16 protein-coding genes and 7 pseudogenes are annotated in these 19130 nt (G+C 59.5%); 14 read left to right on the top strand and 9 right to left on the bottom strand.

Annotated elements, in window-relative coordinates; all coding sequences use genetic code 11:
- Window positions 1-123: 123 nt before the first annotated feature.
- Window positions 124-869, bottom strand: a pseudogene (locus I6F38_RS39015) (helix-turn-helix domain-containing protein); the annotation flags it as partial.
- A 108-nt stretch (window positions 870-977) separates the two neighbouring features.
- Here I6F38_RS39015 and I6F38_RS39010 point away from each other — a divergent pair.
- The 6 genes and pseudogenes from I6F38_RS39010 (at window position 978) to I6F38_RS44325 (ending at window position 5522) form a co-directional block, all read left to right on the top strand.
- Complete coding sequence (locus I6F38_RS39010; protein ID WP_014498644.1) at window positions 978-1190, top strand: aldehyde dehydrogenase family protein; 213 nt, start codon at window positions 978-980, stop codon at window positions 1188-1190.
- 246 nt (window positions 1191-1436) lie between these two features.
- Window positions 1437-2570 (top strand): FAD-dependent oxidoreductase, encoded by a 1134-nt coding sequence (locus I6F38_RS39005; RefSeq protein ID WP_011090930.1) that lies wholly within the window; start codon window positions 1437-1439, stop codon window positions 2568-2570.
- Window positions 2571-2797: 227 nt separating this feature from the next.
- A pseudogene (locus I6F38_RS39000) lies at window positions 2798-3536 on the top strand (IS6 family transposase).
- A gap of 15 nt (window positions 3537-3551) precedes the next feature.
- Entirely contained in the window at window positions 3552-3707 is a 156-nt protein-coding gene (locus tag I6F38_RS38995) for an NAD(P)-binding domain-containing protein (protein WP_018269530.1), read from the top strand.
- A gap of 937 nt (window positions 3708-4644) precedes the next feature.
- The gene (locus I6F38_RS44330; protein WP_342714148.1) at window positions 4645-4803 is read left to right on the top strand and encodes a hypothetical protein; all 159 of its coding nucleotides are present in this window, start codon (window positions 4645-4647) and stop codon (window positions 4801-4803) included.
- Between the two features lie 32 nt (window positions 4804-4835).
- Entirely contained in the window at window positions 4836-5522 is a 687-nt protein-coding gene (locus I6F38_RS44325) for a reverse transcriptase domain-containing protein (RefSeq protein WP_026192139.1), read from the top strand.
- 98 nt (window positions 5523-5620) lie between these two features.
- On the opposite strand, the pseudogene I6F38_RS43850 reads toward I6F38_RS44325, so the two are convergent.
- Both I6F38_RS43850 and I6F38_RS43845 read right to left on the bottom strand, forming a co-directional pair.
- Window positions 5621-5869, bottom strand: a pseudogene (locus tag I6F38_RS43850) (IS701 family transposase); the annotation flags it as partial.
- Window positions 5867-6076 (bottom strand): annotated as a pseudogene (locus I6F38_RS43845) (transposase); the annotation flags it as partial. The pseudogenes I6F38_RS43850 and I6F38_RS43845, both read right to left, overlap by 3 nt.
- Window positions 6077-6248: 172 nt before the next feature.
- Between I6F38_RS43845 and I6F38_RS38980 the strand changes: the two are divergent.
- The 6 genes and pseudogenes from I6F38_RS38980 (at window position 6249) to istB (ending at window position 11328) form a co-directional block, all read left to right on the top strand.
- Window positions 6249-6653 carry a hypothetical protein gene (locus I6F38_RS38980; protein WP_011090921.1) on the top strand — a complete coding sequence of 135 codons (405 nt, stop codon included), beginning with the start codon at window positions 6249-6251 and terminating at the stop codon, window positions 6651-6653.
- Window positions 6654-6888: 235 nt separating this feature from the next.
- Window positions 6889-7155: a hypothetical protein gene (locus I6F38_RS38975; RefSeq protein WP_014498652.1), complete on the top strand. Its 267-nt coding sequence runs from the start codon at window positions 6889-6891 to the stop codon at window positions 7153-7155.
- 132 nt (window positions 7156-7287) lie between these two features.
- Window positions 7288-7527, top strand: a complete 240-nt coding sequence (locus I6F38_RS38970) for a hypothetical protein (protein ID WP_018269532.1) — start codon at window positions 7288-7290, stop codon at window positions 7525-7527.
- Window positions 7528-8127: 600 nt separating this feature from the next.
- A complete protein-coding gene (locus I6F38_RS38965; RefSeq protein ID WP_014498653.1) occupies window positions 8128-8667 on the top strand; it encodes a GNAT family N-acetyltransferase in 540 nt (179 codons plus the stop codon).
- 299 nt (window positions 8668-8966) lie between these two features.
- Window positions 8967-10465: pseudogene (gene istA / locus I6F38_RS38960) on the top strand (IS21 family transposase).
- On the top strand, window positions 10465-11328 hold the full coding sequence (gene istB, locus I6F38_RS38955; RefSeq protein ID WP_011090918.1) for an IS21-like element helper ATPase IstB: 864 nt from the start codon (window positions 10465-10467) through the stop codon (window positions 11326-11328). Before istA ends, istB begins: the two are co-directional and overlap by 1 nt.
- A gap of 4 nt (window positions 11329-11332) precedes the next feature.
- Here istB and I6F38_RS38950 read toward each other — a convergent pair whose 3' ends face one another.
- Window positions 11333-12370, bottom strand: a complete 1038-nt coding sequence (locus tag I6F38_RS38950) for a hypothetical protein (protein ID WP_011090917.1) — start codon at window positions 12368-12370, stop codon at window positions 11333-11335.
- Complete coding sequence (locus I6F38_RS38945; protein WP_011090916.1) at window positions 12333-13001, bottom strand: AAA family ATPase; 669 nt, start codon at window positions 12999-13001, stop codon at window positions 12333-12335. The genes I6F38_RS38950 and I6F38_RS38945 overlap by 38 nt, the downstream gene beginning before the upstream one ends.
- A gap of 443 nt (window positions 13002-13444) precedes the next feature.
- On the opposite strand from I6F38_RS38945, the gene I6F38_RS38940 reads away from it, so the two are divergent.
- Window positions 13445-14281, top strand: a complete 837-nt coding sequence (locus I6F38_RS38940; protein ID WP_011090915.1) for an outer membrane beta-barrel protein — start codon at window positions 13445-13447, stop codon at window positions 14279-14281.
- Window positions 14217-15545 carry a group II intron reverse transcriptase/maturase gene (gene ltrA, locus I6F38_RS38935; RefSeq protein WP_014498615.1) on the top strand — a complete coding sequence of 443 codons (1329 nt, stop codon included), beginning with the start codon at window positions 14217-14219 and terminating at the stop codon, window positions 15543-15545. The genes I6F38_RS38940 and ltrA overlap by 65 nt, the downstream gene beginning before the upstream one ends.
- Before the next feature lie 166 nt (window positions 15546-15711).
- Here the strand turns inward: ltrA and I6F38_RS38930 are convergent.
- From I6F38_RS38930 to I6F38_RS38915, 4 genes and pseudogenes are all read right to left on the bottom strand, one after another.
- Window positions 15712-16483, bottom strand: a pseudogene (locus tag I6F38_RS38930) (IS66 family transposase); the annotation flags it as partial.
- 103 nt (window positions 16484-16586) lie between these two features.
- A pseudogene (locus I6F38_RS38925) lies at window positions 16587-17039 on the bottom strand (tyrosine-type recombinase/integrase); the annotation flags it as partial.
- On the bottom strand, window positions 17014-18030 hold the full coding sequence (locus I6F38_RS44320) for a tyrosine-type recombinase/integrase (protein ID WP_307724540.1): 1017 nt from the start codon (window positions 18028-18030) through the stop codon (window positions 17014-17016). The gene I6F38_RS44320 and the pseudogene I6F38_RS38925, both read right to left, overlap by 26 nt.
- Entirely contained in the window at window positions 18020-19120 is a 1101-nt protein-coding gene (locus tag I6F38_RS38915; RefSeq protein ID WP_018647441.1) for a hypothetical protein, read from the bottom strand. The genes I6F38_RS44320 and I6F38_RS38915 overlap by 11 nt, the downstream gene beginning before the upstream one ends.
- Window positions 19121-19130 lie beyond the last annotated feature (10 nt).

The following is a 19130-nucleotide window of genomic DNA, read 5'->3' as shown; positions in this document are numbered from 1 at the left end:
GAATGCCGGAGAATGCGTCCGGCGGCTCTTCTTCGTCATCTTCGCTCCTGATTCGCAGCAAGAATCCTCGCCGCTGTCAGGCAGAAAATCCACTCAAGCTACTGTCCGAATTTGCGGGGCCAGCTCTGCCTTCAGCAGCCGGTAGACCGAGGCCTCGGATACAAAGTACTTTCGTTCGTCGGTGAACCGCACGGCCAGCTCGCGTGGCGACAGCTCAGGCAACTCCAACGCCAGGTCGATGATCTGACCCCGCACATCGTCGGGGATGCGATTCCAGACCCGGTCTGGTCGAGACCGGTGATCGGCCAGCGCTTCAACGCCTCCCTCGCGGTAGCGATCATACCAGCGATAGAATGTGGCGCGCGGGATACCGAGCTTGTCCAGCGTGCGCTTGGCGGGAAGATGCGATTGCTCGACCTGCTGGATGATCTCGGCCTTCTCAGAGGCGGGATACCTCATGCCTCGTCCTCCCCCTCTCTCACCCGACAGGTGAATGCGGAGCATTCACCTATAGAGCCCGTTCATGCTATTTTTGAGCAGACGGTTCTCCAGGGTCAGATCGGCTACGGCCTCCTTCAGGGCAACAGTCTCCCGGCGGAGATCCTTCACCTCGCCGGAGGTCGCAGCTCGTGCCGTGTCGCCCGCCAGGCGGCGCTTGCCGGCCTCGAGGAACTCCTTGGACCAGCCGTAATACATCGAGGCGGCAATGCCCTCGCGGCGACAGAGCTCGGAGATATTTTCCTCGCCGCGCAATCCTTCCAGCACAATGCGGATCTTCTCCTCCGACGAATAATGCCGGCGGGTTTGTCGCAGAATGTCTTTTAGAACTTGTTCTGCGGCACTTTGCCCGGTACGGATTTCTGCTTCATCTTCGCTCCTGGTGGCTACGATGAACCAGAAATCCTCCCTCCGCAAAATCCTTCAATTTGTCTCACAGGTCCTGACGGCGAACACCCTTCGACGATGAGGCGCGCGCCGTGAAGTTGGCCAACGACACCGAATTTGGGCCGATTTCCTACGTCTACACCGAGGACCTGAAGCGTGGTTTGCGCCTTTCCGGGCAAATGCAGAGCGGCATGGTCGCGCTGAACAGAGGACTTGCGTCCGATCGGGCGGCGCCCTTCGGTGGCAGCAAGGCAAGCGGCCTCGGTCGTGAAGGCTCGAACCGAAGGCATCAAGGAATACCTTGAAACCAAAGTACATTGCGGTCTCGCTCTAGCGCGCGATGGGTAGTCGTGTGCCGATCTTTGGACGAGCGGATCGAGCCCGACGACGTCATTGAAATGGATGTAAGCGGGATCGGTGTTGCGCTTGGTGGTGCTCGGCGAGAGCAGGATTGGTAGGTTACAGAATACAATGCTTTTCATAGAACGCGGCGGCCCCCGGGGGGTGATCGCCAAGAAATAAAAAAGATACCAACAAGTGGAGGAGGAGAAATGGGCGCGGTGAAGAAGGTTTTCATCGTAGGTGGCGGGATTGGCGGCTTGACGGTCGCCCATGCGCTTCAGCGGATAGGCGTATCTACCAGAGTCATTGAGATGGGAGATAAGCGTGACCGGATCGGCACCGGTATCACGCTGCTGGGGAATGCCTTGCGGGCACTTGCCGAATTGGGATTGGTGGATGCCTGCCTCGAAGGCGGCCTTGGTTGGGATACCGTGTCGGTACGCGATGGCGCGGGAACGATTCTGAGCGAACAGTCCTCACCAAGAATTTGGGACGCTGATCGTCCAGCCGCACTGGGACTCATGCGGCCACGTCTGGGACAGATTCTGGAAGACTTTGCGACGAAGAGCGGCGCGAAAATCGATTTCAACACAACGATCACCCGTATTGATCAGGACGATCGAGGGGTGACGGTTCAGCTATCGAACGGCGAGACAGATCGCGCCGATCTGCTGATCGCTGCGGATGGAGTCTATTCCAAGATCCGCCAGAGCATCTTCGGCGACGAGTTCAAGCCGCACTACGCCGGCCAAGGGGTATGGCGTTATACGGTTTCTCGCACCGAGGCGATGAATGGCTTCGTCCTGTACCGCCTTCCGACGGGCCGCGTAGTTGGCGCGCTGCCGCTATCGAAGGAATTGTGCTATCTATTCTTCCTGGAAAGCACGGACGAAAAGCTTCGTATTCCGCAAGATCGGGTGTGCGACTATCTCCGTAACCTGCTCGCCCCCTTTACGGCGCCCGAACTGGTCGCGGCTGCCAAGGTGATCGGCGAAGACAAGCACATAAGCTACCGCCCATTTGATGTCTTGATGATGCCAGCCCCCTGGCACCGTGGCCGTGTCGTGCTGCTCGGCGATGCTGCCCATTCGTTGATGCCGCAAATGACATCCGGCGGCGGAATGGCGATCGAGGATGCGCTGGTTCTGGCCCAGGAACTGAATCGCAACGACGATCTGGAGACTGCGCTCAAGACCTATTGCCGACGCCGCGAAGAAAGAGTCGGGCGCGTATACGACATTGCATACGCCATTTGCCGGGAAGAGCGCAAACCGGAGCATGGCCGCGACTATTCGATGGGCCTTCTTCGTGAAGGCTACGCGTTTCTGGCTGCGCCCGTCTGATTAGAAGCAGGCGAAGTCACATGGGAATTTGACGGACGTCGCTACCGCGGTGGATCGGCCACATCCGTGGACTGAAGGTAAACTCTGTAGCATTTTGGCCGACAACAAGCATGTCACGACAGGGGAAATGCATGACAAGACAAGCAGGTTCGTTGCAGGGATGGATTTTGACCTCCGCCCATGGATGACGGTGTTCGGAGTGGTCCTGCTATCGCCAGTCCTGCCACTTGCGCATTCGGGTTTTGTGCGAAATCCTTCATCATGAACGGTGGTTGTATTTCCGGTTTCCCTTAAGCTTGCGCTTGGTCAAGGAAATGCTGGCGGCGCGTGGCATTGGCATGACCTATGAAACCGTGCGCCAGGGGGGACGGAAATTCGGCAAGCTGTTCTCCGATCGGATCCGTCGAGCGCGCTCCCACCCGCGGTGACAAATGGCATCTGGACGAGGTCGTTATCTCGATCGCGGGCGAACAACATTGGCTCTGGCGCGCTGTCGACCAGAATGGCTTCGTTCTCGACGTCTTGATCCAGCGCCGAAGAGAGACTCGCGCGCTGCCCAGCGGCTCATGAAGAAGCTCTTGAAATCCGCCGGCACGCCGCCGCGCGTGATGATCACGGATAAGCTGCGTTCGTACGGCGCTGCGAGGGCGAAGATGGGCTTTCACGTCGAACATCGCCAGCACAAAGCTCTCAACAATCGGGCCGAGAATTCTCATCAGCCGACGCGGCGACGCGAGCGGATCATGAAGCGTTTAAAATCGTCCCCATCAGGCTCAACGGTTTCTGTCAGTTCACGATCAGGTCGCGAACCTTTTCCACATCCCCTATCCCGGAGCCGTCACGGCCGACTTCCGTCGAGCTTCGCGCGAACGAGCCTTTGCGACTTGGCGCGAGATCTCCAGGACAAGCGCTATCGCCGACTCTCGACCTCTGAGACTCGCCTCCTTCAGCTCGGCGATCGATTAGTTGACGATGCCTGCGATGGACCTCGGCTTCATCGGGCTTGGCCACATGGGTGCGCCAATGGCGCGGAACCTGCTAAAGGCTAGCCATCATCTCATCGTCTACAATCGCACGCGCAGCGATATTGAAGCCCTATCACTACTTTGGGTGCGCCGGGAGACCGGCAAGGAATAGATGGTGGAAGTCCATTGCGATGAAGGTGTAGCGAACCACATCGGCCCCGAGCCGTGCGCAGGCGTCCGCGAGGGTGTCGGCGAAGCGTCGGTAGGGGAGCATGCAGGCCAGCCATTGAGCCGCGAAACAGTGTTATCTCGGGAGCCGACGCTGTCCAAAGAGCGGAAGGCAATATGGGCGAGTGCGCAAACGCGAGCACCCGTCCAACCCGGCGTGGTCGTAGACCCTGGCATGTATGGAAGCTCCTTGTACGGGAACCGGGATATCTCCGGGTCGGCCATCTTCCTTCTCGGAGGAGATGGTCCGCAGCGGGAAGGCGAGGAGCTGTAGCCGCTGATGCACGACACGGAGAAGTCTGACTCTGGCATAGTAGCTGAGAAGCCAACGAACAAAGCCGGATTACTGGCGGCGGAGTGGGCGGAGCCAAGGCCGGGGACCAAGGGAAACGCGGAACAGCAGCGCATGCACCGGACACAGGGCCGGGCTCGCATGACCCAGTCGCTGGACCGCGTACGGACAGCCGCAAGGCTGAGGAAGAAGGACCGGTTCACCGCGCTCTTTCACCACATCAATGTCGATACACTGCGGGCGGCGTTCTTTGCGCTCAGGCGTAAGGCTGCTCCCGGAGTGGATGGCATGACGTGGGAGGACTACGAGGAAGATCTCGAGCCCCGGCTCGCCGATCTGCACAAACGGGTCCAACGAGGAGCGTATCGCCCGCAACCGTCTCGCCGGACGTACATACCAAAGGCAGACGGCAAGCAGCGCCCGTTAGCGATCGCGGCTCTCGAAGACAAAATCGTCCAGGGCGCCAACCGTCATCGTGCTCAACGCCATCTACGAAGGAGACTTCTGTGGCTTTTCCTACGGGTTTCGGCCCGGCAGAGGACCACATGATGCGTTGGACGCGCTCTGCACAGCGATCGAGACGCGGAACGTGAACTGGATCATTGACGCCGACATCCAAAACTTCTTTGGCGCAGTCAGTCAACCTTGGCTGGTTCGCTTCTTGGAACATAGGATCGGCGACAAGCGCATCATCCGCCTCATTCAGAAATGGCTGAAGGCGGGGGTGTTCTCGAAGACAGCGTCGTAGCCGCTGATGACAGGGGAACGGGTCAAGGTTCGGTGATTTCACCGCTTCTCGGCAACATCTACCTGCACTACGCTCTCGACCTGTGGGCCAAACGCCGGCGACAGCGCGAGGTCTCCGGCGGCATGATCATCGTGCGTTACGCGGACGATGTAGTAGTCGGCTTTGAGCGCGAGGATGACGCACGTCGTTTCCTTGACGCGATGCGCGCGAGACTGGAGGAGTTCGAGCTGACGCTCCATCCGGCCAAGACCCGCCTGATTGAGTTTGGTCGCCATGCGGCGGCTCAACGCAAGCAGCGCGGACTCGGAAAGCCGGAAACCTTTGCGTTCATGGGGTTCACGTTTATCTGCGGCAAATCACGCCAAGGGCGCTTCCAGCTTCAACGGAAGACCCGTAGCGACCGCTTGCGAACCAAACTCCGCGAAATCAAGGAGGAGCTAAGGCGCCGAATGCACTGGCCGATCCCTGCACAAGGGAAATGGCTGAGGCAGGTCTTGACCGGCCACTTTGCGTACTTTGCTGTCCCGACGAATGGCCGAGCGCTCAATGCGTTTCGGTTCTATCTGACCGATCTCTGGAGGCGGACGCTTCGGCGGCGCAGTCAGCGGACCTGTCTGACCTGGGATCGCATAACGCAGATCACCGATGACTGGCTCCCCAAGGCTCGCATCCTTCATCCATGGCCGAAGCTGCGCTTCGCCGTCAAACACCCGAGGTAGGAGCCCGGTGCCTTAATTGGGCTCGCCGGGATCTGCGCGGGGGGCGCCCAGTGATGGGTGTCCCTACCGCGAACAGAATGCGTTTGCGCCACTGCTTTTCAAGGATTTGCTTTCGGCAATATGGGCATTGCTGAGGCGGCGGCCGAAGGATGAGATCGACGATGGCATGGCGTGCGGCGGGCATGGTTGGTTGAGGCGGAGGCCCGTTGATTCTTTTTTTTCCGCCCCGCGTATGCGAGGCGACGATGTTGCAGGAAGGCGTAGGCAATCATTGTCATAAGGGCGTGGCGATGAAGACCTTGCCATGATCGCCCTTCGAAGTGATCAAGTCCAAGCTCCTCCTTCATATCGACAAGGCTGTGCACGACCCGCGTCGGATCGCGCCGATCCGGGAACACCCGGGCCAGATTGTCGGCCAAGCCGAGACGCCGCTCGGCCATCGCCAGAAGCATCACGCCCCCGTTCGAGGTTAGGCGCCCACCATCGAAGGCAGCTGTGACTTTCTTGGCGTGAATGGCTGGAAACGAGAAGGGCGGAATCGTATCGTCGGTCATGGCGGGCGTGGCGTTCGCGGTTGGAGGTGATGGGGTTGGCTTCACAACCGAATCCTACGCCGTATGAGCGCTTTACACCACGCTCGCCAGCCTCTCGGGCGCCTCTTACGAATAAGACAGGTTAGTCGGTCCGACCCGTCATGTTTTTGGGGTTTCGGACAAGGTTCTGACGATGACGCTTTCATCCGTTTTGATGGCGGATCGCGAGGCCCGTCCTGATTGGTATGCAGTTGGCATTGCCATGATCGTCGTGGATCGGCTGGTTCACAACTTTCTGGTCCGAACCGGGATTTTGGAGCAACTTGGCATGGTTCATCCGTACGGTCCCCGTTGCTATGCAGACGGCGGCTGCGCCGAGGTCTTGCGGCGCGTCTCGGCACAGATCGACGCGCGCCAGTTTGATCGTAATTTTCCGGCGGATTTTCCGCGCTTTGTTCAGCACGCTCTTTGGCGTTACTGCGCTGCTGACGGTTTGAACGTCTGCAACGGCAACAATATTGATGATCGCAAGTCATGCGATCTTTCGTCGTGTATTGTTTACAGTAATTGTGCCAAAAAAGCGCGGAAATTACAGTAATTATCTTCTATTTAAGCGCAATTTTTCTGCAGCTAAATTATTGCAATCATTGCGCTTTTGGATGATATGCTTTATTATACTTACGACGAGATTGTTTGAACGCTCTTCTCGTCTTCAGCAAAGGAGTCGTCCAATGACAAGACCGCCATTGCCGGGAGCATCCCGCAGGACCAGCGACAACGCCGTTTCAGAAAGGGGCCCAAATCGGGCCCCTTCGGCTTTTCAGGAGGGCAAAATGGCCAAGCCCAATCTCACGAACCAAAAGACACTCTCCGCCTCGGCAATCATCGTTTACGGGATCGACGCGACCGGCAAGCCGAAGGCCGGCCGGTTTCCGGAGCGCCAGGCGGCGGCGGCCAAAAAGGCCGCGCGCTCACTCAAGCTCGCTGTTTGCAACGTCGATCGACCAGCTCTTGTCGAAATCGTTGCGAAAATTCCGGTCGGACGCGTTCACGACCAAGGCAGTCGCTTCTGCCCTACATCAAACGCAGCTTGTACGTGAGCGTCACGACAGGATCACCGGTTCCCGGGCTTGACTTGCGCGGAATGCTCTGGATAGCGCGGTCGGGATGATTGACGCCGCCGGGGCGCGGTGATGGGGTGATCCCGGTTCGGAGCGGGCAACGGGATCAGAATGAACAGCGAGTCGCAGCTGCGCGAGAAGCTTCGGAAGATCGAGGCGTTGTTCGTGGGGGCCGGAACTGCTGGTGAGCGCCATGCGGCGGAAGCCGCGCTGCAGCGGGTGCGGGCCCGGGTCGAGGAACTCGCTCGCCACGATCCACCAATCGAACAGCAATTCTCACTTCCCGACCAGTGGTCTCGGCACCTTTTTCTGGCGCTTTGCCGCCGATATGGGCTGCGGCCGTTTCGTTAGCTTTGAGCGTCTTCAGCAGCCAGCGTTCGACATCATGACCGGACAGCAAGTACGGCAAGACGGCTTCGCTCGATTCCAAGCAGTCCCTGAGGCCGGCAAAGAATATCTTGGCAGCGGCATCCAACGGCGACAGCGCGCTGTTGTGTCGTCTACAAAGGCAGTTCGCGGTGAGATTCTTTGGAGCCAGCGCCTTTGTTTCGCCTGCTTCGAGCCAAGGCAGTCCAGAGGCCGTGAAATTACCGTCCCCGCGAAGTATTTCGATCACAGCCTCGCTGATCAGATGCTCGCCGGAGATTGGCGCTTCGCAATTTCCCAGCTCCTGCATGTAACAGCGTTCAAGTGTCGTACTGGGCGAGCCGGATCGAAGGTCAAGCCCTGAAGCCGGCTTGTGCCATCGAACACCATCAAAACAGCAGGAAGCCGATTGTCGCCCCGATCGACAACGACAAGGTGCCACCTTCATTTCCTCAAGTCTGCGCTTGGCTTCACCCATCGGAGTGACCCCCAGCGGCAGTCTAGCCCGTCTTATTCGTAAAGGACCGGCTCATGCGTCGGCTTTGTCAGCTTTCTGTCAGCTCGTCCAAATAGTAGCTCGTTGTGATGAGAACCAATTACAACAACTGGCCCTCCGACGGGCAAAGTGTGGACCAGCAGCGCGATGCGCTGGCCGGCACTTCTGGCGCAGATGGTGCTGCTTTTACGGCCGCTTTAGCTGCTGGACCAGCGTCTTCCGCTTTTGACAAGAGGACAGGTGTGTCAGTCCGCCTACACAGAGTAAGTAGCAATATTGGCAACGCCCAAAGTGTTTCTTTGTTTACTGATGCCAATGAACGCAATAAGGTGGGAGCGATGACCGTGGCGCCGGGGCGCAACAGTTTGCGAATTCTCAGCATAGAAAATCTCGGCCGGTCGAGGTACAAAGGGGTCGGGACGGCTATGATTGAAGTCGCCGATCATACTAGGCAGTCCGCGGGCCTTTCCAAGCTATCCCTTCTCTCTCAAGATGAAGGAGCTTCAGCATTTTTCTACAAGAAGGGATTCCGGTTTGCGGACGAGGGCAAGAATGCGGAAATGCGGACTGTCATTTCCAATCCACGATACGTCTCAGATGAAATTCTTATGGGCGAGATGGAGCGCTAGCCCGTCTTATTCGTAAGAGTGCGCCTGAGGGCTGGCGAGCGTGGTGTAAAGCGCTGATGCGGCGTAGGATTCGGTTGCGAAGCCACCCCATCACCTTAAACCACGCCCGCCATGACCGATGATACGATTCTGCCATCCTCGTTTCCAGCCGTTCACGCCAAGAAAGTCACAGCTGCCTTCGATGGTGTCATTCGGCTTGCAATATTGACCCCCTAAGCCGGGGGATCGGCGTCCAAAATTGCCCCCCTACAGGTTGGTCTGTTGCGCTGCCTGCTTCGTAACAAAGCAGGTGGTGGAGGATGCTGGTCGTGGAGACGATTGCGCGGATTCGGCGCGAGCACTTCATCAAGGGCAAGACGATCAAGGAGATCGCCCGTGACCTGAAGGTGTCACGGAACACGGTTCGGAAGGTGCTGAGGTCGGGAGAGACCTCCTTCGAGTATGAGCGGCAAGTGCAGCCGCGGCCAAAGCTCGGACGATGGGCAGTCGAACTTGACGGGCTGCTTGCGGCGAACGCGGCTAAATCGGCTCGTGAGCAGCTGACATTGATCCGGATCTTCGAAGAGCTGCGCGGTCGCGGCTATGACGGCGGCTACGATGCGGTGCGACGTTACGCCAGGCGGTGGAGCAAGGAACGCGGGCAATCGACCGCGGCGGCCTATGTCCCGCTGAGTTTTGCGCCAGGCGAAGCCTACCAGTTCGACTGGAGCCATGAGGTGGTGCTGTTGAGCGGAACCACCGTGGTCGTGAAGGTTGCTCACGTCCGGCTCTGCCACAGCCGTATGCTATTTGCCGGGCGTATCCGCGAGAGACGCAGGAGATGGTGTTCGACGCCCACGACCGAGCGTTCGCGCTGTTCAAGGGCACCTGCACCCGCGGCATCTACGACAACATGAAGACCGCCGTGGAGACGATCTTCGTCGGTAAAGGGCGTCTTTACAATCGCCGGTTTTTGCAGATGTGCAGCCACTATCTGGTCGATCCAGTCGCCTGCACGCCGGCGTCTGGCTGGGAGAAGGGGCAGGTTGAGAACCAGGTCGGGCTGGTCAGGGAACGCTTCTTCACGCCGCGTCTGCGGTTCAAAAACCTCGACGAGTTAAACGCCTGGCTGCTCGACAAATGCATCACCTACGCCAAGGCTCATCGCCATCCGGAACTGGTCGATCAGACGATCTGGGACGTGTTCGAAGTCGAACGCCCTAGGCTCGTTCCCTATGCAGGGCGATTTGACGGCTTCCATGCGGTGACGGCGTCGGTCTCGAAGACCTGCCTGGTGCGCTTCGACAACAACAAGTACTCGGTCGCAGCCAGTGCAGTCGGACGACCGGTCGAGGTTCAAGCCTATGCCGATCGCATCGTGATCCGCCAGGATGGACGTATCGTTGCCGAGCATCAGCGATCCTTTGGCCGCGGCGATACCGTCTACGACCCTTGGCATTATGTGCCGGTGCTCGCCCGCAACCCCGGCGCCTTACGCAACGGCGCTCCCTTCAAGGACTGGGTGCTGCCGGCCGCGATCGAGCGGATCCGGCGCAAGCTTGCCAGCATCGACGATGGCAATCGGCAGATGGTCGACATCCTCAACGCGGTGCTGACTGACGGTCTGCCTGCGGTGGAAGCGGCCTGTGCCGAAGCGCTCAGTCACAGCGTTCATTCCGCCGATGTGGTGCTCAACATCCTGGCCCGTCAACGTGAGCCAGCCCCGCCGGCCAACATCATGACGCCAGCCGCCCTGACGCTCCGTCATGCACCAATCGCCGATTGTGCCCGCTACGACAACCTTCGGAGGACCAACTGATGGAACGAACTCAAATCTTCGACCTCATGGGCGAGCTCAAGCTCTATGGCATGAAGGCTGCCTTCGACGAGATCATGGCAACTGCCGTCAAACGTCAGCATGAACCCCAGCGCATCGTTGGCGATCTACTCTCCGCCGAGATCAACGAGAAGCAAGCCAGATCTATCAAATACCAGCTCACCATTGCCAAGCTGCCGCTTGCCAAGGACATTGCCGACTTCCAGTTCGACGGCACGCCGATCAATCAGACGCTCGTCAATGATCTTGCTGGCGGCGGCTTCGTCGCCCAACAGCGCAACGTCGTGCTGGTCGGCGGCACCGGCACAGGCAAAACCCACCTGGCCATTGCCATCGCAAGAAGCTGCATCCGATCTGGTGCCCGCGGCCGCTTCTTCAACGTGGTCGACCTCGTCAACCGCCTCGAGACCGAGACCCGCAATGGACGGCAGGGACGGCTTGCCGAGCATCTGACCCGGATGGACTTCATCGTGCTGGACGAACTCGGCTATTTGCCCTTCGCCCAGTCCGGTGGCCAGCTTCTCTTCCACCTCGTCAGCCGGCTCTATGAGCGCGCCTCCGTCATCGTGACCACCAATCTCGCATTCGGCGAATGGCCCAGCGTGTTCGGCGACGCCAAAATGACCACAGCGTTGCTCGACCGATTGACCCATCACTGCGACATCGTCGAGACCGGCAACGATAGCTGGCGGTTCAAAAGCCGAGACGACGATCACGCCACCCGCGCTCGTCTCGCCTCCGCTATCCCGGCCAGCTCCGACGAGACGAGCGCTACCAGCAAACCCCGCCGCGGAAAGGGGTCAAAATTGGACGCCGATGAAGGGTCAAATTTGCAAGCCGATTGACACTTTACACTTCTGGATCTGAAATGCGGGTCAGCATCCTCACGTGCGGTCCCGCCCGTTTGAAGACCGGCTCCCAAAACGCATAGGCGTTCTCGACGAAACTCGCGGTTACGGAGAACTTCGTGAGCGCCGCCCGATATGCGGCCTGGCGCCCGCAGCCCTGTCCCTCGACAAGGTGCCAGATGAACTGAGCGACCTGGCGCGTGTACGTGCTCGGACGACCTCGGTGGTTGGGTACGATCTCAAGTCGCTTGGTCCCGGTGTCACGCGTCTCCGGTTCGGTGATATTGGCAAGCCAAATGAAGATTGATGGATCAATGCTCGCGGGATAGCCGTCGCGCTTGAGCTGCTGATTGATGATAGAGAACGCGCTGGCGGCTTCCCTGAAGCACTCGCTCAGGATGAAGTTCGCCTGGTTCTCCAGCTTGCCGCTCCGAAGATCGTCGAGCAATCTGACCGCCTCGTCGGTGAGCCGCCGCATATATCGCGGTTGCGACTGTCCCGCGCTGTCGGCTGGTTCCTTCTGCATGATTAATTCGGCCGCATCCGCGCGAAACCCCGTTGCGGCTTCTTTGAGAACGGTCAAAAAATTGCTTTCAAGTCCGGAAGCGACGACGGTTTTCGACGCCGCTTCGCCTCCCACCCGCGTCTCTACGAGGCCGTTTGCATGGTCCAAGGCAGCATTCAGGCTGGCTTTGATGTTTTCAGAAGCTCTGTCTTGAGAGTCTTCGGCAACCTTCACCATCATCTCGGTGGTAGTGTCGGAATCTAGGAGTTCGTCCTTGCGCGGCGCCGCCGCATTCCGAGATTCAAGCACCGCAACGGGACTCGGAGCCGTCGCTTGCCTTGCAAGAATTGTTTGATCAGACGTATTCGGGCCTGAGTGCTCCGATCGCAGATTGGAAGCAGCAATCCCGCGGGGCAGCACAAACAGGCCATCGTCAACGGCTCGGCTCGCCGCCGCGGTAAGCTCCACGAGCGAGCGTCGCGCGCAGCGCGTCTGCCTAGTACGCGGCTTTTTCGTTTCTTGCGTGTGGTTCATGATCTGACGACCCCTCGACAAGCTTCTTCAAGATCCAGCGCCACAGCTCACGAACTTCCTCCGAGGCTCTTCCCTCTTGTGCAAACTCCGTCACGCCTAATCCTGCCCCAAGCGCGTCCTGATGGTCATTGCGCTGTCCGACATAGGGAAGCGCGAGCACCCCGAGCGAATTGAGCGACGTCGCGGCTTCACTCACGCGGCAGCCCCGCGGTGGCGTCTGAGCGAGGACGAAAGCAAATCGGCGGTTGAGCCTACGAATAGCAATCAGCGTCGGTATCGCAGCTTCGATGTCGGCGGGACTCGGACGCACCGGGATCAGGCAAAGATCGGCCCTCGCGATGGCGCGCATGGCCAGTGCATTGTTCGTGGCGGCGGTATCGATAACCGTAAGCCAGATCCCCTCGGCTTCAAGGCTGACGAGCGCCCGTTCTATTTCGGCCGAATCAGCGACCCGAACGACCCGGGGATCGGGATGGCGGCGCCGCTCTTTCCATTTTGAAATCGTGCCTTGTGGATCCGCCTCGACAATTGCGACGCGCTCCCCGTTCCCCAACGCTGCGACTGCAATTCCGACCGCCAGCGTGCTCTTGCCGCTTCCGCCTTTTTGGGTGACCAGAGCAAGGACATACATCTTCTACGCGTCCCGGACGACAACGACATGAAACGCACGAGTCGTCGACATCGAGCCTACCCTTCCCGATGGTGGGTCGCATCAAGAGCGAACGTGGAAATCGCAGCCAAATCGAGGCCCAGCCATTAACGATATACCGCGCAATACGTCGGCCAAGGGCCGCGAGAATCACCACGACGTGGCTTTGTAAAATAGCCCATTATTCGGCCGTGTCACGGATCTTCGCGAAAGGATTGCTGAGCACCGTCGTACAAGCATGAAAGCAGAGCCTGCTCGCCTCTCTGGAATGGACACGGCAAGAAGCGGCTGTCGCAGTTGCAGCAAGATGCTGCCTCCTACCAGATTGGAGAGGTGATCTGCCTGCCAGCTCGAACTATCGAGCTAACCACAACTTGGGGACAAGCTACGCAATATTTTTCCGTGCTCAGCAGGAGGACTCTCGGATGAAGTGCAACAAGCAATTGTCGCTCGCGAGCATCATTGCGTTCGGGACGATCGCTTTTGGGAGCGGAAGTTTAGCTGCTGATTTGCCTGCGGCACCTGTCGTCAAAGCGCCGGCTCCCGTTTATCCTCTCTTCAGCTGGACTGGAGGTTACATCGGCGGCAGTGTAGGCTCGGGTTGGGGTACCAGCCAGACCGACCTCGCTGTGGGCAATACATTCATTGGCGCCCCCGTCAACCAGACCGTAAACCAGCTCATCGGCGGCACTGCCGATTTGAATGTGCCATTGCCGCAGGTGCAGCTGAACGGCTTCCTCGGCGGCGTACAAGCCGGTTACAATTTCCAGTCCGGTGTGATGGTCTACGGCGTGGAAAGCGATTTTTTATGGAGTGGTATCAAGGGGCGCACTGGCTGCTTTGTGGTCTTGAACTGCACGAACGACACCAAATGGATTGCCGATATCACCGGACGGGTCGGCGTCACGGTGGGCGACCGCGGCCTAGTCTACATCAAGGGCGGCGCAGCTTGGGCCGATTCCAGCATCGGCATCAACCAGTCCTTTGCCGTTACATCGAACTTGGGGGCTGGCTTTGCTGCTAACGGTGCTGCCGATGGCCGAGCGACCAAGAACATATTTGGCGGCACATTGGGTGCGGGCATCGAGTATGCCTTCCTGCCCGGCTGGTCAGCCAAAGTTGAGTATGACTACTTCGATTTCGGCAGGCAAGACGTAAAGCTGCCGGTTTCGGTAGTCGAGAACACGGCGATTGGTGATGAACCTAGTAACACCGAGAATATCCGTTCAGAAACTTCAGACCTCGCTGCAGGCGAAAGCTAAGGCTGAACCAGATTATCGATTCTACTCTCTTTGGGACAAAATCTGCAGACTGGATGTGCTGGAGGAAGCCTACAGGCGCTGCCGAGCAAACCGGGGGTCGCCGGGGGCGGATGGCATCACATTTGCTCAGATCGAAACCGAGGGACGCGAACGATGGCTGGAAAATGTCAGACAGGAGCTGACGGCGGGTGACTACCGACCGCAGCCCCTTCTGAGGGTATGGATACCGAAGAGCAATGGCGGACGCCGACCGCTCAGCATTCCAACCGTAAAAGACCGAACGGTCATGACGGCGGCGATGCTGGTGATCGGCGCCATCTTCGAAGCGGACCTGCTGGAGAACCAGTATGGCTTCCGCCCGAAGGTGGACGCCAAGATGGCAGTGCGCCGCGTGTTCTGGCACATCAGAGATCATCGGCGATCAGAGATCGTCGATGCGGACCTGAGGGATTACTTCACCTCGATTCCGCATGCACCACTGATGAAATGCCTCACACGCAGGATCGCCGATGGTCGGCTTCTTTCGATGATCAAAGGCTGGCTGACAGTCGCGGTTATCGAGAAGGACGGCCGGCGGATCACAAGGACGGCGGAGGCTCGGACGAAGAAAAGAGGAACTCCACAAGGCTCACCTTTGAGCCCGTTGTTGGCGAATCTCTACTTTCGTCGGTTTCTGCTGGCTTGGCGCAAACACGGACACCAAGATCAACTCGATGCGCATATCGTGAATTACGCGGATGACTTCGTGATCTGCTGTCGCCCCGGTTCGTCCGAGACGGCAATGGCGCGGATGCAGACGCTAATGAACAGGCTCGGGTTGGAGGTGAACGATACCAAGACGCGACTCGCTCGGGTCCCAGAGGATAGCGTAACATTCCTCGGGTATACGATCGGACGCTTCTATGGAAAGGGAGGTCAAGCCTTTCTTGGCACAAGACCTTCCAAGAAAGCCGTTCGACGATTGCTCAGACAGGTCCACGACCGCACGACACGTCAGTGGTATCCGGACTCACCGGAGAACACAGTCGCTGTCATCAACCGCTTCCTACGCGGCTGGTGCGGCTACTTCGACCAAGGTCCAGTGGTGGAAACTTACAACCTCATTCGGCAATACGTCGACCGTCGTCTGCGTCATTGGTTGGTCCAGCGCACCGGGGCACGTGGCCGGGGCTTCAACCGTTACTCGCAGGAATACCTGCATGAAACGCTTGGCCTCTACCGCCTCCCAAGAGCGCGTGCCGACGTGCCGAGAGCGAAGGCTTGATGGGTTGAGAGAAAGCCGGATGCGGGAAATCCGCACGTCCGGTTTGACGAGCGGCGACTGGAAACGGAGCCATGGTCCGAAATGAGCCACCGGCACTCAGCGAAAGCTGCCGGCCAACGGCAACTCCTCGGAACCTGTAGCCACCGCGTCAGTCGTCGACTCTACCGAGCTCGATGCGACCATCGGTCAGAAATCGTTCGAAGATGGCACGGCGCGAGACGGCATAGCGGATCGCCTCAGCCAGTTTTGATTTGCCGAAGATCCGACGCAAGGTCTGCTGCCAGAGATCGAAGAGATCTGCGACGATCGCCGCGGAGGCTTGCTGGCGCGCGGCAACGCGAGTGTCGGGGCTTTGACCGCGCATCGTTTTCTCGACCTGCCAGAACTTCGCCATCCGCTCGACCGTCGCCGTTGCCACTTCTGAGCTCCCTGCAACATGCAGCTCGTAGAACTTGCGTCTGCAGTGTGACCAGCAGCCAGCCTGTGATGCAATCATTGCCGCGATCGGATCGCGCGAGCTTGTTATAGGCGGCGTAGCCATCCACCTGCAGGATTCCGCGATAACCATTGAGATGGCGGACCGCGCATTCACCGGAGCGGCTGTCTTCGAAGCGATAAGCCACCATCGGGGGACCGTTGCGGCCAAACGTTCGATCATCCCTGGCATAGGCCCATAAATAGGCCGTCTTTGTCGATCCGGAGCCCGGAGCGAGCGTCTGCAAAGTGGTTTCGTCGGCAAAGACCCGTTCGGCCTTCTTGACCTCGCTGAAGATGTAGTCGGCCATGATCTCGAGCTCGAAGCCGAGCTTGCCCATCCATTGCGCCATCAACTGGCGGTCGAGCTCGACCTTGTCGCGGGCGTAGATAGCCTCCTGCCGGTAGAGCGGCAGGCCATCGGCATATTTGGCGACGGCGATCTGGGCCAGAAGCGCTTCCGTCGCCTGAGACGCCCGCCTTCTCAAGTCCCCGGCGCATCATCTCGACATCCGCAGCGGCGTATCGGTGGGTCGTGGCGACCTGAGCATGGCCAAGCCAAGCCTGAATCGTCAGGAGGTCCACGCCTGACCGGAGAAGCTTCATGGCGAGGGAATGCCGGAAGATGTGCGGCGATATCGGCTTGCCCTCCAAGCTTGGCCTCGTGGACCCGGCCTGGGAGGCGGCACGCCGCACGATGTGTGTCGCGCCGAAACGCGTCAGGCGCTCGTTGTGGACCCCGACGAAGATTGGCCGCGGTTCATGATGGGCGAGGCCGCGTTCGCTCAATAGGTTGGTCAGCGATCGCACCAAATCCTGAGGAATGGGAACGACGCGATCTCGGCGTCCCTTGCCATGAAGCAGCACCTGCGGGCGTCCTCGCTCCAACTGAAGGTCGTTCGCGTTGACGCCGGTCGCTTCGGACACGCGAGCGCCGGTTCTCGCCAAGAAGAGCAGAAAGGCCCGGTCGCGCCGACCGCGGGACGTCGTCTGATCAGGGGCTGCGATGATAGCCTCCACCTCGGCGTTGGTGAGATGATGCGTCACCTCGATGTGGGCCCGTTTGGTGGGGATCCGACGAGCCGGTGAGGTAGTAGGCTGTGTCGCTATAGTTGGCGTGGCCGAGGTAGGTGGCGAGTAAGGGCAGCAGCGCTTGGACGTCCGCGCGCTCGTGGTGCCACAGCCTCAGCCTGGTCACCGCGAACCGGTGCCGGAGATCGTGCGGTCGCAGAGGCTTGCCATTGTCAAGGCCCGCGAGCTTGCGGGCCTTAGCGAAGTTGCTTTGCAAGCCGGTTGCCGACAGACGGCAGCCTCGCGAGCTGAGGAAGAACGCCTCGCCTTTGGGCCTGGGAAACACGGTGTCGCGCTCACGGGCGTATCGACGAAGTTTGGCTGCCTGGGTCGTTGGGTGAACAGGAATCAGGCGGTCTTTACGGAACTTGGTTTTACGGACGAGGATGCCCCCGTTGGTCAGATCGACGTCGCCGCGATCAAGCCTGACCACTTCGCCCGATCGTAACCCCGTGCTGGCCAACAATCCGATTAGCGTCGCCATCGTGCGGCCCCTGAGAGGGGTCCCTGGCGAAATGAAGCTGCATGCGTCGATAAGCGACGTCAGCTCAGCCTCACTTAGGGATGCGCGGCGGCGGAATCGCCCTGGACCACGGGAAAGCTCTGCGCTCCAAGACCTCGGTCTGGGGGTCGTAGACGACCAGGTACTCGTAGAATCGGCGGAGCACGCCGTGACGGACCGCGCGGCTGTCGGCGGCGCCACCGAACGACAGGACGAAGTCCAGCGCCATCGTCCGGGTGGCGGGCGCACCCAGCTGAGATCGCTCGACGTAGCGAACGAAAGCCCGCAGCGTGCCGGCTTCTGGAAGCGGCGACAACAGGTGAGAGGAGGCCTGACTACCTCAAGCAGATTGGTCGCGACGCTCTTTCCAGAGCTCCGATAGTGTGGCGTTAGGTTTACTGAGGCCTTCCGCCGCGGCCCTGTCTTCCTAGAATCCATAGGACCGTTCGGCCCAGCGGAGAAGCACACGCGCATCCCGATCGGGTAAGACCACGCGCTGACTACGCAGGCCCTTGGCGATCGCTTGGCCAACCTCTGGCGCAACTCGATTACCATGGGTCATCAAGAAGAACCAACCAAATGGGACGCCGACCTCACGGTCGATGGCTTCGACGCGATCCATCAGGATATGAACCGAGGCGTCGCCAGCGATCAGCCTCTCTTCCGGCAGATGCCGCGGGCGCGGCACGAATCCGATCTCGCGTGTGCCTTTATCGTCGTAGTCGTAAATGTCGAGCGCCCAGTGCACATAGACCCGCTCGGCCGAAGCGCTTGATTCTTCCCAATCCTGGAAGAAGCGCGTCTCCCGCGGCACGAACTCGAACCAGTCCGGCACCAGTTCAAGAAACGGCGTCTCGGTCGTGCCCTCGCGTGTCGTTTCACGTACCACACGGCGTTCCATCTCTGGCCGCTGCGCCTCGCGCTTCTCGCGCTCGAGGCGGGCACACCGCGTCAGGAAGCTCCGGACATGGACGACGCTGCTGCCTGGGCGCCCAAGCATCCGATAGAGCGGACCAGCGATTACCTTGTCGTCGGACATATCTTCGTGCGTGATCCATGACGGATCGAGTAATTCGCCCTTGCCCCAAGGGCGATATGTCGGATTGACGATCGGCCCGGCACGCCATTCAACTTCCAGACCGAGACGGATTTGCACATAGTCCGCCGCGCCCGGTCCAGTTGGCGCGAAGGCATACACACTGTTGCCGTGCCATTCCGAGATCTGAAGGTCGCTCTCGCGCAGTCGCGTCCAGAGCGCGCCAATGTCGCCATTGTCCTTGGCAAGCTCCGCTTCCATCCACGGCCGGTATTCTGCGATCCGTGTCCCGTCGGCGGCGACCACCGAGCGCGTGTCGCGCCAATACTGCTCGTCAATGCCCGATGTCGAAAACGGAAATCCCGGAAACGCCTCTGTGAGCGCGGCCGCCAGCGCCGCTTCGTCAGATCCGGTCGGAAGACGTGCGAGAACCGCCTCGATCGAGGCGGGATCGGGCAATCGCATTGGGATGTTCTCTGGAGCGTCAGCCATGCCATGATCC

This window comes from Bradyrhizobium sp. BRP56, from assembly GCF_020194035.1.
In the GTDB taxonomy this organism is placed as follows: domain Bacteria; phylum Pseudomonadota; class Alphaproteobacteria; order Rhizobiales; family Xanthobacteraceae; genus Bradyrhizobium; species Bradyrhizobium australafricanum.
This window is presented reverse-complemented; position numbering and strand designations above follow the sequence as displayed.